The sequence below is a fragment of the Enterococcus sp. VV15 genome, from assembly GCF_005236045.1.
Lineage (GTDB): Bacteria > Bacillota > Bacilli > Lactobacillales > Enterococcaceae > Enterococcus_B > Enterococcus_B durans.
Genome location: NZ_QPTY01000006.1, coordinates 44,454 through 58,563, shown reverse-complemented (window position 1 = coordinate 58,563; position 14,110 = coordinate 44,454). Strand labels below are relative to the sequence as shown.

Here is a 14,110-nt window from a genome sequence, read left to right as displayed (position 1 = left end):
CTTATTTTGCTTCATACCATGTTTTTCCCCAACTACTATCTGTAATCAATGGGACACGGAGGGAAACGGCGTGTTCCATTACTTGACTGACTAAGTGATCAAGTGTTTCTAATTCTTTTTCAGGTACTTCAAAGACAAGTTCATCGTGCACTTGTAACAACATCGTTGCTTCCAATTTTTCTTCCTTCAAATGCTTGTCTAGTTCGATCATTGCGATTTTTAGAATGTCAGCGGCGCTTCCTTGTATTGGTGTGTTGATCGCCGTTCTTTCTGCAAATGAACGGATATTGTAATTTCGTGAGTTGATGTCTGGTAAATAGCGACGACGATGGTACAATGTTTCAACAAATCCTTGATCTTTTGCTTCTCGAACGATTCGTTCCATATACTCTTTGACCCCAGGATATTTTTCGAAATACGTATCAATGTACTGTTGTGCCGCTTTCCTAGTGATCCCCAAGTTTTGCGATAATCCATAATCGGAGATACCATACACGATCCCAAAATTGACTGCTTTTGCCTGACGGCGCATGTTTGGTGTCACATCTTCTGCTTTTTCGATTCCAAATACCCGCATTGCTGTACTTGCGTGGATGTCTTGCCCTTCAAGAAAGGCAGCTTTTAAATGTTCATCATTTGAGATATGGGCAAGTACACGCAATTCGATTTGAGAGTAATCAGATGAATAAATCAACCAATCTTTCTTTCTTGGCACAAACGCCTGACGGATTTTCCGTCCTTCGTCTAAACGAATCGGAATATTTTGCAGATTCGGATCGACTGAACTTAGACGTCCTGTCTGTGTCAAGGTTTGGACATATCTAGTATGGACCTTTCCGTCTGATTGGATCACTTTAAGTAACCCTTCAACATAAGTAGACTGGATTTTGGCGATTTGGCGATAGTTTAGGATATCATCAACGATTGGCGCTTGTTCTCTTAGTTGTTCCAATACATCGACGGCTGTAGAATAACCTGTTTTCGTTTTTTTGATAACTGGTAGTCCCATTTTCTCAAATAAGATGACTCCAAGTTGTTTAGGTGAATTCAAATTGAATTCTTCACCTGCTTCTTGGTAGATTTTTTGTTCGATTTCTCTCAAACGATCAGAAAATTCAACTTTCATTTCTTGTAAACGCGTCGCATCGACTTTGATCCCACTGATTTCCATTTCAGCCAAGATGATCGATAACGGCAATTCCATTTTTCTGAAAAGATCTTCTTGATTCTTTTCTGCTAATTCCCTGGTTAATTGAGGCGTTAGCACATTGATAGCAGAGACTTTTCGAGCTAAATGTGCAAAAAAGACTTCTTCATCTTCAGGTAATCCTTTTTTTGCTCCCTTGCCATAGACAGCTTCATCCGATTGGACTTCATGATAGCCGTAATGAGCGGCGATTCCTTCGATATCTGTACTTTTTTCGTTGGTATCCAGTAAATAAGCTCCCAATAACACATCAAAATCAATGCCCTTTGTTTTCGTTGTGTAACGATTCAAGGCAACATACGTGCGTTTTGCATCATACACTTTCTTCAACCGAGTAGGATCAGCTAACCAAGAATGGAAAGATTCGTTTTCAAAGATAGTCAGATCATTCGTCACATAGATTTTTTCCTTCGTTCCCCAAGCAACACCAACGATATCCTCAGTATGATAATTGTCTCCCATCATTTCGACATACAGCGCCATATCTGTAGTGAACATGTCTTCATGGAACTCATGAACGACTTCGAATAAGATATCGGTCATTGGCGTTTCTTCTTCTACGATAGCCAGTTTAGAAAGAAACTGTTTGAATTCCATTTCCTTGTAGAATGGAACCAATTTATCCAAGTCTTTTCCTTCATATTTCAAGGAATCGATAGAGATTTCGACAGGCGCTTGCGTATTGATCGTCGCTAGTTCTTTGGATAAGAAGGCTTGATCTTTGTCATTTATAAGATTTTCTTTCATCTTGCTTTGCTTCATTTCATCGATATGTTCATAGATTCCTTCGACTGAACCATATTGTTTCAATAATTTGATTGCTGTTTTTTCACCGATCTTCGTTACTCCTGGTATATTGTCTGAGGCATCGCCAGCGAGTCCTTTCATATCGATGATCTGTTTAGGGGTCAATCCATCATATTTTTCAGCCACATGTTCTGGTGTATAACTTTCAATATCACTCACACCTTTGACAGTGATATCCACTTTGATTTCTTTACTAGCTAGTTGTGTCAAGTCACGGTCACCAGATAAAACGACCACATCAAATTCATCTTTATTGGCTTTTTCTGCTAGTGTACCGATGATATCATCTGCTTCATAATTCGGCAGTTCATAATATTTCACACCTAGACCAGTTAGTAATTCACGGATATAAGGCATCTGTTCTTTGAATTCTCCAGGAGTTTTGGAACGGCCACCCTTATATTCTGCGTACATCTCTGTTCTAAAAGTTGTTTTTCCCGCATCAAAGGCGACTAAAACATGAGTAGGTTGTTCTTTTTGCATCACATTCTCAAACATATTATGGAACGCATAGATGGCATTTGTATGGAGACCGCTTCTATTTTTGAAGCGTTCTAATGAATTGTGGAGCGCAAAAAATGCCCGAAAGGCTACACTATTCCCATCAACGAGTAATAATTTATGTTTTTTCATTTGTTTAACTCCTTACTGTAAAGTTCTTCTTCATTCTAACAAAGAATACGTAGGAAAGCGAAAAGAAAAACGCGAGAAATTTTCTTCTCTAAATAAAAAATACGGTTATTGCAGAAGTACTTCTGCACCATTTATTCAAAAAAAGAGTGTGACAAGATTTTTGTCACACCCCTGTTAAATACGTTTTTCTATTGTTAATTGTTTTTACCAAAAATTCTTAAAAAGGCTAAGAACAAGTTGATAAAGTCAAGATACAATTGTAGTGCCAAGAAGACGACGATTCCACTGTGGGCTGTTCCATTACTTTGCACATAGATACTACGGATTTTTTGATTGTCATAAGCCGTGATCCCTGCAAAAATCAACACAAGCAGAAGCGAGATGAATAATTCAACTGCACTGCTTCGCAAAATGAAGATGTTCAATACCATTGCGATGATCACGCCGATCAATGCAGCCATTCCCGCACGACCAACACCGCTTAGGTCTTTCTTTGTGACCATCCCGACAACTGACATCCCTAAAAACATACCTGTAGCAGTGATGAATGCTTTGGTGATGCTGCCGATATCATAATAGGATAATGTAACAGCCAATGTCAGCCCATTTAACAATGAGTAAGCGACAAAGCCACCAATTGCTAAGCTAGGATTCTTTTGTGCTTTCACTCCGAGAACCATGACTAAAATCAACTCTACGATCCACAGCCCCATAAATCCTAACGGGAAGTTGTTGATGAATGAAGCGATTTGGTAAGGGAAAACTTGAAGTGTCAAATAAGACACGATGGCACTCAATGCAAGCCCTCCACCTAGAAAAGCATAAACCTTGGCATAAAATCGATTGATTCCTGCTGCCATAGTATTTTGATTATTCATATTATTCACCTTCACTTTCAAGTGTAATTTCTAATTCTGGTTCTTCTGCTGGTTGAACCATTACTACAGCATCTAATACTCGATTTTCGATACTGTTGGTTGCTTCCACAGAAATTGTTACTACATTTTTCATTTTGTCTACTTTGATGACCTCAAACTGAAAAGTCAATGTTTCGTAATGGAAAACTGGTTCAATAAAATTCACAGAAAAATTAACGACATGTGAACCTGGTCCAGGCAGATGTTTCGAGATCGCACTGGTAATGATCCCCATCAACATCACCGATGGAACGATTGGTTGGTGGTATTCTGTTTTCTGAGCAAAATCATGTTGGATATACAAAGGATTGGCATCATTTGTCAAACCTAGATATAACAATAACTGGTTATCTTCGATCGATTCTGTTAAAGATAACGAGTCTCCTTCCTCAATTTCATTGATTGTTTTTCCTAATTTACGCGGTTTACCTATGTTCAAGATAAAAACCCTCCAGTTTATATATTAATCATTACTTATTGTACCAAAACAAACAGAAAAGGCAAGTTCCACTAACTAAACACTAGATATACTTAAGAATCCTGCTGGCTCGAAAATGATTCGTTTTTTTAGTTCGCACTTCTAAAAAAATGCGTGACTCGTTGGATATCTTTCCCCTTCATATAGCGTAATTTGACATTTAGACGCCCATTTCCTTCTCTCAACTGCAAACTAAGATGGGCTAAATCTTTACGGTAAAGAAAAGGCGTACTGGTTTCTTCGATTGATTGGACTTTTGCTCGGTCAATAAATGTTTGGACTTTTGTAAAATATTGGTAATTTTGGATACAAAGTCGCGAATCTGAAAGAAAAGCCAATCCTTGATTATGGCTATTCAGTAAGTCCGTTGCTATGCCAAAGAACAGCCCCAACAATAGGATCGTTCCCAACCACCAGTAAAAGAAAAAAGAAATGATTGCTAGTGGCAATAGCACAGCGATGGACCAGCGGGAAAAATAAAACCAACGTCCTCGCGAAACAACTTGTATGGTTGGTTTTGCCATTTGCCAATCAGCATAGATCATTTGTAACACCGGATACAATTCACTTTCATTGATTATTGGTAGGAGCAGGACTTTAGCTGTGTTATCTGAATTTTCTTTTTGTTCTTGTCCCCCTGCTAAAATCAATTCCACAGATGAGATCCTAAGTAATCTTCTCAATATATTTTGCTTGATTCGAATCCCTTGCACTTTGTTGAGTGGAATCTTTTGAACATGCTTTTCAAGTAACCCTCGTTCGATCGTCAATGTCTTCTCGAAATAGCTTACTTTGAAATGATAGTACGTAATCATGCTTTTGATTATCGCGAAAAGCATCGCAACGACAATAAATAAAAGTCCGAATGCCACAACGAACAGCCCACCAGTTTGGACAGCAGAGATTGTCACATCTGCAACCTCATCGACCCATTCTTTTGACATAAACCGTTCGATTGTCAATAACACAACGAAAATCCCCATAAACACACTCAGATCCGTGATGCCAAACAGAAAGATCTGACGATTCGTTAATTGGTATTTAACAGCTTGTTCTTCGTAAAGCGAGCTCTTCTCAATAACCGCTTCATCTGCTTGTTGTTCGGGAAAGCTTTTTTCTTGTTTGTTGTTTACTTGCTGCCGGTAATGTTCTATTTCATTGAATACCCGGATCGGTATGGCTGGAATATTGACTTCTGGTTTACTCTCTCCTCCAGCAGTCTCGATCTGTAGACTTACGACATGAAAGGGAACCAAAAAGAACCATTGGCGTTGCTTGATTGCCTGCATTCGTTCATACGTTACCTCGATTTCCTTTTTTCGGATGATCCCTTCATAGATGACCATTTTATCTGCATCAATCATATAAGACTCAAAGTAATATTTAATGCAGGACCAAATGCCCAATAGTAAGATAAGGATACCGCCAAAAATCAAAAAAATCCATCCGCTATCTTTGAGACCATTTTTAAAAATCCCTAGGATCATTGCTGGTATCCATATTTTTAATGCAGATAAAACATGTAGAAGGATGGTCAATAGGTGATAATGAACCTTTTTAGACATCTTCCTTCGCCACCTTCACTAATTCGATGATCTGCTGACGCAAAGCTTGTGCTTCCTCCATATCTAAACCAGCTAATCGGTGGGTGGTGGCAGCCGTGTGGATCGCAATTTGAATCAGGTTTTGTTGGCGTAGGAAAGGTCCTTGCTCTGTTTCGACATGTTGGATTCGGTTGATCGGGACATAGGTCGTTGAGCGAAAAATAAACCCTTTTTGAAAGACCAAGTCTTCTGGGGTGATCTCATAGCGATGAAATTCATAACGATAAGGAACAAGGACGAATTTCAGAATAGTCACAATCAATACGATGAGAAAATAGCCAATGAGTATGCTACCCCACAGTGCTGATAGTTGATGTAAATAACGGAGTATCCCAAACATGATGATACCCAATAATAAGAAAATAACGCTAGTTAAGAATATACTTTTTTGCCAAACTTTTTTGATGCGCTGTGGCATTTTTTGTGCTAATAATGGATAATTCATTTTTTCCCTCACCTTCATTCTAAGGAACAAAAAACATTTATTTCTACCAAGCAAACCGATTCTTATTCCATTAGTTATAGTTATTTGAAACCATTTTATTTAGTTAAGAATACTACTAGTTATCCCCTTTGCCAATGGATTTTTCAATAAATCACTTATTTGTGCATTAGTTAACTAATTGCACAAAAAAGGATGCGACGAAATATCGTCACATCCCTTCTCGCTTCGAATAACCCATGTTCCAGAATTTTTTTCAAAAAACAAATCGAAATCTTGAAAAATCAACGAGCAATTTCCAAAAAATTCTTTTTTTAGTCCGCTATTCCTGTCACATGCCATTCTTACGTATACCTATTTCAACAAGAAATTACAAAACATTCTTTGTTGTGCTGCTCAATAATTTTTCGTAGGCTTGTTCAAATTTTTGGACATCTCCCGCACCCATGAAAATAATCACTGCATCGTGATAATCCAATAAAGGAGAGACATTGTCTTCTTTGATGACTTGTCCGCCTTTTTTGATCTTATCTCCTAAGTCTTCGATTTTTACATCGCCTTGTTTTTCACGTGCTGAACCAAAAATATCGCAAAGATATACTTTATCTGCAAGATCAAGTGCTTCAGCAAATTCATCCATCAACGCAATCGTACGTGTAAATGTATGTGGTTGGAAAACTGCAATGATTTCTTTGTCAGGATATTTTTGACGTGCGCCATCGATCGTCGCTTTGATTTCTGCTGGGTGATGCGCATAGTCATCAACTACAGTCATATCGGCAACGATTTTTTCACTAAAACGACGTTTCACGCCTGGGAAAGTCAGCATTTCTTTTGCTACTTCTTCAATATCTAAGTTTTCAAAGTAAGCGACCGCAATCACACCTAGTGCATTTAGAATGTTGTGTTTTCCAAAAGCTGGTACGACGAAATGTCCAACAAAATCCTCGCCATGATACACATCAAAAGCAGAACCAGTTGTTGTTCGTTCGATATTACGTGCTTGGATATCATCATTTTCAGATACACCATAATAATAGATTGGCACATCAGCTTCCAATTTTCTCAAGTACGCATCATCACCATAGGCAAAAATTGCTTTTTTGACTTGTTTAGCCATTGATTGGAACGCAGTGAACACATCATCGATACTTGTGTAGTAATCAGGATGATCAAAGTCGATATTTGTCATGATGACATAATCAGGTGAATAAGCCAAAAAGTGACGGCGATATTCACATGCTTCAAACGCAAAAAATTCGGCTTGAGGATCCCCATGACCTGTACCATCTCCGATCAAATAACTCGTTGGACGGATACCTGTCAACATGTGGGAAAGCAGACCAGTCGTACTAGTTTTCCCGTGTGAGCCAGTAACAGCGATACTGGTGTAATTTTGGATGAAATCTCCAATAAAATCATGGTAGCGAACAACTTCTAATCCTAGTTCCTTCGCTCTTTGGATTTCTTCATGTGTATCTGGAAAAGCATTACCAGCAATGATCGTCATCCCTGGTTTTACGTTATCCGCATTAAAAGGTAAAATTTTGATACTTGCTTTTTCTAAATCTCTTTGAGTAAAGAAATATTTTTCAATGTCTGATCCTTGCACGTTTAAACCTTGTTCATGTAAAACAAGCGCCAAGGAACTCATTCCTGATCCTTTGATACCAACGAAATGATACAATTTATTTTGATTTTCCATTTGAATCCTCTTCTCTTAACTATCATCCATTTTTTTTCACTATATTCAACACGACACCCATTATCTTATAAACCTTTGAAAATTTCAACCAAATTTATTCGAAGAGGATCAAATCTTATTGGCTGTCAAAAAACAGAAATAAATGATGGAACTTTTCATTCTTTGACTAACCTTCGTTACTATAACCTACCGAACGAATCGCCCATCAAATTGAGCAGTGATCCGCCGATAAGCTGACCAAACTGTTTCAGGCATTTCTACGTGATTCATATAACCCTTGCCATTTGGTCCATAGCCATTTTCATCGTCTTTCAAGCGAACCATTTCCCCTAGAACCAGTGCATAAAAGTATTCTTTTGACCATTGACCATTCAACTCAGGCTGAGTGAACTGGATTTCTTCCCCAATAGCGACCACTTGAGGCACAAAAGGAACATAATTGATAAATTTGACATTTTCTGTTTGCCATACTTTTTCAAAAGTCGCTTTTGTCCTTCTTTGCAAAGTAGGATCGTTCATCAGTAAAATTTGGCGAGGAAGTTCTCCCTCTCGACGCAATAGTGCTAAGGCGTTGCGGGCGTTCTCACCTGAATTGGTAGATACAGTTTCTAAAAGGAATGCCTCGTTTGGGAGTCGATATTTTTCTTTGAGATACTGAAAGCACATCTCACTTTCACTCAACGTTGGATCTAAAAAAATCCCCTGTTTCTCAAAATTACGGTGAAGTTTTACCGTAGCATGTCCGATACCACCAACAAGAAAGATCTTCTTCACTTGCCCTTTTTGATAAAGTTCTGCTGCTTTATCCGCTAATATGGGTAAGCAGTTACCCGCTAGAATCACCAAAGAAGCCTCATCTATTTGGCTAGAACTCTTGTCAGCTAAAAAAGTTAACAGCTGGTTCCAGTATTGATAGTTTTCTGCCTGTTTATCCATTCTTTTCTCCCATCAGCATGACTTTTCTGCTACATTTTTTGTTTCTTTCCATACTAACTTTCCGTGACATTTTCCACAGACATAACGTTCTGTATTTATTTTTCGTTTGCGGTAAATATGTGCTGAACAATTTTGACATTCGTAACATTCGATTTTTTTGACCTGATTGGTAGATACTCTCGGCGCATAACGAATACCGCCAGTTTTTTTCAAAAGGTTCTTAAAATCGGCATCTTGATGACGATAGCCTTTGTTACCTAAGTGTAAATGATAATGGCACAATTCATGTTTGATGATCCCGATCTTTGTCTTTTCATCTACCTCTTTGAACATCTTAAGATTAAAGTCTAGATGATGATCGCTTAAATGGTAACGGCCACCAGTGGACCTTAACCGAGCATTAAAAACAGCGCGATGTCTAAAAGGTAAATGGAAACTTTCGATTGAAATCTTTTCAACCAACTGTTGCAATTCTTCTTGAGTCACTGTTTATTCCTCATAAGGAGAAAGCATTGTCAAGCTGATTCGTCCTTTGTTCGTGTCGACTTGATCGATCCAAACAGTGACTACATCACCTACAGAAACGACATCAGTTGGATGTTTGATGAACTTTTTACTTAATTTGGAGATATGGACCAACCCATCTTGTTTGACCCCGATATCGACGAAAGCACCAAAATCGATCACGTTACGAACTGTCCCTTTCAACTCCATGCCAGGTTTTAGATCTTCCATGCTTAAAACATCTGAACGAAGCAATGGTGCTGGCATTTCATCACGCATGTCTCTTCCTGGTCTAGTCAGTCCATCTAATATATCAGCTAAGGTTTCTTCACCTATAGTCAGTGTTTCAGCTAAACGAGTAGCGGATAGATGCGAAAGTATCTCAATGGCTTCCGCTTTCCCTAACTCTTTCTCAGACAACCCGTTTGTTTTTAGAATCTCTTTGGCTACACTATAGCTTTCAGGATGGATCGCTGTATTATCCAATACATTTTTCCCACCAGGTACACGGATAAATCCGATTGCTTGCTCATAAGCTTTCGGTCCTAATCTTGGCACCTTCTTCAATTGTGTTCGCGTATCGAAAGCACCATTTTCCTCACGGTAAGTCACGATGTTTTGAGCTGTTGTTTTGTTCAATCCAGAAATGTGTTGCAATAATTGCGGGCTCGCTGTATTGACGTCAACACCCACTTGGTTCACCGCTGTTTCAACCACGAAATCCAATTGTTCGGCTAATCGTTTTTGAGAGACATCATGTTGGTATTGGCCTACTCCAACAGCTTTTGGATCGATCTTCACTAGTTCTGCTAGTGGATCTTGTAAGCGTCGAGCAATCGACACAGCACTACGTTCTTCTACTTGTAGATTGGGAAACTCTTGACGGGCAATGTCACTGGCTGAATAGACCGATGCACCAGCTTCGTTGACAATCGCATAATATGCCTTGTGGTCAGCTGCTTTTAACTGTTCTGCGACGAATAATTCAGATTCACGACTAGCTGTGCCATTTCCTATCGCTACCATATCTACCTTGTACTGATTGATCAATTTGACAAAAGCCGGTCCTGCCGCTTCTCTTTTTGCTTGTGCTGCTGGTTTATGTGGGTAGATCACTTCGATTGCCAAAACCTTACCAGTGGCATCCACTACTGCCAACTTGCAGCCTGTACGATAAGCAGGATCAAAGCCTAAAACAATTTTGCCTTTCAACGGTGGCTGTAACAACAAATTACGGAGATTTTCGCCAAAAATCGCAATGGCTTGTTCATCTGCTTTTTCTGTCAGTTCATTACGCACTTCACGCTCGATGGCAGGCTGGATAAAACGTTTGTAACTATCTTGGTATGCTTCCCTTACCGCAATAGCCGCAGGTGAATCTGGATCTTTGATCATTTGGCGTTCTAAATAAGACAACACCGCCGATTCATCCACTTGTAACGATACTTTCAAGATATCCTCTTTCTCTCCTCGATTAGTTGCTAAAATACGGTGAGAAACAATTTTATGGATAGGCTCGGAAAATGCATAGTACATTTCATATACGCCTTTTTCATCGAGTTCTTTTTTCTTGACGGCACTGACATACAGTCCTTTGTTGTAAGTATATGAGCGGATCCACGTTCTGAATTTTGCATCATCACTGACTTGCTCAGCAATGATTTCATGCGCACCTTGTAGTGCCTCTTCTACGCTTTGTACTTCTTTTTCTTCACTTAGATACTTTTTAGCTTCTTCTCGAATATCCCCTTGCGTGAATTGGAGCAGCCATTGTGCAAAAGGTTCGAGGCCTTTTTCTTTTGCAATCGTTGCTTTGGTACGACGCTTTTGTTTGTAAGGACGATAAAGATCTTCCACTTGCTGCATCTTCACTGCCAAAGTGATTGCCTTTTCCAACTCTGGTGTTAGTTTTTCTTGTTCATCAATCAATCGAATAACTTCTGTTTTACGTTTTTCTAGATTTTCCAAATACGCATATCGTTCTTCGATTTCTCGAATTTGGACTTCATCGAGGCTGCCCGTCATTTCCTTACGATAACGTGCAATGAACGGCACCGTGTTTCCTTCATTTAATAAATTCAAGACCGTTACTAACTGTTTTGAATGATAATCAGCCAGTTCTTTTTGAACAAGCTGAACAATTGTCTGATTTAATTTCTCCGTCATTAAAAAACTCCTTTGCAAATAGAGACATCCTTACTCGTGACCGTCACCAAGAATGTCAAATAAATATAGTTCCTTTCTATTTTATCATATTTTATAGGAACTGATCACCAAACAAAAAAGCGACACAAAACAACTATCACTTTTCTAGTTTTCTAGCCTCTCCAACTACCTTCATTATTCTGATATTCCATATCTTGGACGATCCCTGATCGATCAAAAACAACGCCGTGCAATGAACCACCAAAGACTGCCCCACCATCAATACCGATCAGATTGTCACCATACCATAGATCAGTCGTCTGCATATCACCATGTAACATAGGTGTGATGGTATGTCCAAAGACAATTGTTTTCCCTGTATTGTTTTTTCCTGTATGAAAAGGTTCACGAATCCATAGAAAATCCCGATCACTTGTTTGTCGCCAATTTTTTTTTGTTAAATCAACGCCTGCATGAACAAATAAGTACTCTTCCCACTCATAATATAGCGGACGCTCACACAAAAAATCGATCAGCTCAGGATATCTCGAACGAATCATCATGGCAATCTCGGTTGGGGAATATTCTTCTGTAGCTCCTGGGTGCAACAGACTTTCAAACGTTTCTTTGCCCCCATTACGTACGTAGGGAGCGTACCAATCTTCCGGTGCTTGGAGAAATTGTAAAAAGTATTCTTCATGATTGCCACGAAGATAGACCGCATTCGTTTCCTTTACCAATTTCATTCCTAATAAAAAGCACTCTTTTGTACGTGGACCGCGATCATTTAAATCACCCAGCAGAACCAGTTGATGGATTGAGGGATCGTAATGTGCAACAAGTTTTTGAAAAAGATCATACTTTCCATGGACATCACCGATTGCATAAATATAAGGTTTCATTTCATTCCCCTCCTTTGCTCCTCAGTATAGCTCATATTTTTATCAGAGAACAGAAAAAAGAGGAAGATTCAAAAGTAAAAAAATACTTTTCCTCCTCCTCTTAAACTGACTAAATACTGGAACGAATATCCCTTTTTAGATGTTGAGATCCTCGAAAATTCAAAAAGTGAAATTCATGATTTTTCTCTTGTTTCTTACAGCTTCTTTCTCCGTTTTTCTAATAAATGATTTTAAGCAAAAACAGACAGCTTCGCTTCAATTTCTTCGCTCGTTAGTTGATGTTCTTTGATATAACGATTTTGAGGATGTCGTGCACAGGCAACAGAACAAGACCCCAAGTGTTTTTCTTCATTCTCTACAGATGTGAGGAACTGCCGATTGCATTCGGGATTGCCACAATTGATATAGCGCTCGCATGGCGTACCATCAAACCAATCTTTCCCAACGATCTGCTTATCGACCTGATTGATATCTACTGCGATCCGTTCATCAAAGACATACATTTTTCCATCCCACAACTCTCCTTGGACTTCAGGATCTTTACCATATGTTGCAATGCCGCCGTGAAGTTGACCAACATTCTTGAAGCCTTCTCTGACAAGCCAGCCAGAAAATTTTTCGCAACGAATCCCTCCAGTACAATAAGTAACCACACGTTTTTCCATAAATTCTTCTTTATGTGCTTGCACCCACTCTGGCAATTCTCTAAAGCTGCGGATATCTGGGCGAACAGCCCCGCGGAAATGACCAAGATCATATTCGTAGTCATTTCTTGCGTCGATCACTATTGTATCTTCGTCCAAGATTGCTTCTTTGAATTCTTTTGGTGAAAGATACGCACCAGTTATTTCTTTAGGATCGATATCTTCTTCCAATTTAAGTGAAACAAGTTCCGGACGTGCTCGAACAAACATCTTTTTAAACGCATGTCCTTCACTAGGATCGATTTTGAAAAAGGTATCTGAGAAACGGGCATCTGCCTTCATCGCTTCCATATATTTTTCTGTATCTTCGATCGTTCCAGAAAGAGTGCCATTGATTCCTTCATGCGCAACTATGATTCTGCCTTTTAAATTCAATGACTTGCAAAAAGCAAGATGGTCTTTCGCAAACTCTTCGGGATCAGTAATTGTCGTATAATTATAGTAGAGTAATACTTGGTAGTTCATTTTTTTCTTCCTTCCTTCTATTTCCTTCCAAAATAGTATAAAAAAGGAAGTGTGCTTTGACGATTTTTATGCTTGTGCATTACTGTTCAATCTCGAAGTTTACATAATATAATTATTGTTTTTTATTTGGTAGTTTGCCACAAAATTTTACGCTATATACTAGATTGTAACCCGTACACTCAATCAATCACAGTCTGTCTGTGGAAAACAGAAAAAAAGACCACCCACATATATCCTTGGTAGTCTACTTTTCACAAATAGAGCGATCATTTATTCTTTTCCTGTCACAGCAAAGTAATTGCCATCAGGGTCAGCAAAATTAAAGACATACTCTTCACCAATACGAACAAGGTCACCTAATGTAACACCGTATTCTTGCATCTTTTTATATAAGCCGAAAATATCTTGACTATAAAACATCAAAGAAGGTGAACTTCCAGCCGTTTCAGGTGAATGCTGTTCGATGAACGCACGATCATACAACACGAAAGATGTCGATGCATCCTCTGTGGCAGCCACCTCAACGATCAATGTGCCATCCATTTCTTGACGATCTATTTCTTTAAACCCGACAGCTGTCCAAAACGCTGTATTTTTTTCTACATCATCGACATACAACATGATTTTCAATTCATTGGTAAACATACTTTCCCTCCACATT

General features: G+C 38.9%; 12 protein-coding genes. All 12 read right to left on the bottom strand.

Annotated elements, in window-relative coordinates:
- Position 1: 1 nt before the first annotated feature.
- Positions 2–2,647, bottom strand: coding sequence for a DNA polymerase I (gene polA, locus DVW83_RS03995; protein WP_104661520.1), 2,646 nt, complete (start codon positions 2,645–2,647; stop codon positions 2–4).
- Between the two features lie 194 nt (positions 2,648–2,841).
- A complete protein-coding gene (locus DVW83_RS03990) occupies positions 2,842–3,525 on the bottom strand; it encodes a Bax inhibitor-1/YccA family protein (RefSeq protein WP_104661521.1) in 684 nt (227 codons plus the stop codon).
- A gap of 1 nt (position 3,526) precedes the next feature.
- A complete protein-coding gene (locus tag DVW83_RS03985) occupies positions 3,527–4,003 on the bottom strand; it encodes a MaoC/PaaZ C-terminal domain-containing protein (RefSeq protein WP_104661522.1) in 477 nt (158 codons plus the stop codon).
- A gap of 128 nt (positions 4,004–4,131) precedes the next feature.
- Positions 4,132–5,607 carry a PH domain-containing protein gene (locus DVW83_RS03980; protein WP_137239058.1) on the bottom strand — a complete coding sequence of 492 codons (1,476 nt, stop codon included), beginning with the start codon at positions 5,605–5,607 and terminating at the stop codon, positions 4,132–4,134.
- Positions 5,600–6,091 (bottom strand): PH domain-containing protein, encoded by a 492-nt coding sequence (locus DVW83_RS03975; RefSeq protein WP_104661524.1) that lies wholly within the window; start codon positions 6,089–6,091, stop codon positions 5,600–5,602. The genes DVW83_RS03980 and DVW83_RS03975 overlap by 8 nt, the downstream gene beginning before the upstream one ends.
- 367 nt (positions 6,092–6,458) lie before the next feature.
- Positions 6,459–7,793 (bottom strand): UDP-N-acetylmuramate--L-alanine ligase, encoded by a 1,335-nt coding sequence (gene murC, locus DVW83_RS03970; RefSeq protein WP_104661525.1) that lies wholly within the window; start codon positions 7,791–7,793, stop codon positions 6,459–6,461.
- 186 nt (positions 7,794–7,979) lie between these two features.
- Positions 7,980–8,729, bottom strand: coding sequence for a YdcF family protein (locus DVW83_RS03965; protein ID WP_104661526.1), 750 nt, complete (start codon positions 8,727–8,729; stop codon positions 7,980–7,982).
- A 12-nt stretch (positions 8,730–8,741) separates the two neighbouring features.
- Positions 8,742–9,215, bottom strand: coding sequence for a SprT family protein (locus DVW83_RS03960; RefSeq protein WP_104661527.1), 474 nt, complete (start codon positions 9,213–9,215; stop codon positions 8,742–8,744).
- Positions 9,216–9,218: 3 nt separating this feature from the next.
- Positions 9,219–11,399 carry a Tex family protein gene (locus tag DVW83_RS03955; RefSeq protein ID WP_104661528.1) on the bottom strand — a complete coding sequence of 727 codons (2,181 nt, stop codon included), beginning with the start codon at positions 11,397–11,399 and terminating at the stop codon, positions 9,219–9,221.
- Between the two features lie 152 nt (positions 11,400–11,551).
- Positions 11,552–12,280 carry a metallophosphoesterase family protein gene (locus DVW83_RS03950; RefSeq protein WP_104661529.1) on the bottom strand — a complete coding sequence of 243 codons (729 nt, stop codon included), beginning with the start codon at positions 12,278–12,280 and terminating at the stop codon, positions 11,552–11,554.
- 230 nt (positions 12,281–12,510) lie between these two features.
- Positions 12,511–13,449 (bottom strand): oxygen-dependent tRNA uridine(34) hydroxylase TrhO, encoded by a 939-nt coding sequence (gene trhO, locus DVW83_RS03945; protein ID WP_104661530.1) that lies wholly within the window; start codon positions 13,447–13,449, stop codon positions 12,511–12,513.
- Between the two features lie 270 nt (positions 13,450–13,719).
- Positions 13,720–14,094, bottom strand: a complete 375-nt coding sequence (locus DVW83_RS03940; protein WP_104661531.1) for a VOC family protein — start codon at positions 14,092–14,094, stop codon at positions 13,720–13,722.
- Positions 14,095–14,110 lie beyond the last annotated feature (16 nt).

Coding starts and splice junctions, on each gene's coding strand:
- DVW83_RS03940 (WP_104661531.1), bottom strand. CDS start 14,094: ATGTTTACCAATGAATTGAAAATCATGTTGTATGTCGATGATGTAGAA.
- DVW83_RS03950 (WP_104661529.1), bottom strand. CDS start 12,280: ATGAAACCTTATATTTATGCAATCGGTGATGTCCATGGAAAGTATGAT.
- murC (WP_104661525.1), bottom strand. CDS start 7,793: ATGGAAAATCAAAATAAATTGTATCATTTCGTTGGTATCAAAGGATCA.
- DVW83_RS03990 (WP_104661521.1), bottom strand. CDS start 3,525: ATGAATAATCAAAATACTATGGCAGCAGGAATCAATCGATTTTATGCC.
- DVW83_RS03955 (WP_104661528.1), bottom strand. CDS start 11,399: ATGACGGAGAAATTAAATCAGACAATTGTTCAGCTTGTTCAAAAAGAA.
- DVW83_RS03980 (WP_137239058.1), bottom strand. CDS start 5,607: ATGTCTAAAAAGGTTCATTATCACCTATTGACCATCCTTCTACATGTT.
- DVW83_RS03965 (WP_104661526.1), bottom strand. CDS start 8,729: ATGGATAAACAGGCAGAAAACTATCAATACTGGAACCAGCTGTTAACT.
- trhO (WP_104661530.1), bottom strand. CDS start 13,449: ATGAACTACCAAGTATTACTCTACTATAATTATACGACAATTACTGAT.
- polA (WP_104661520.1), bottom strand. CDS start 2,647: ATGAAAAAACATAAATTATTACTCGTTGATGGGAATAGTGTAGCCTTT.
- DVW83_RS03975 (WP_104661524.1), bottom strand. CDS start 6,091: ATGAATTATCCATTATTAGCACAAAAAATGCCACAGCGCATCAAAAAA.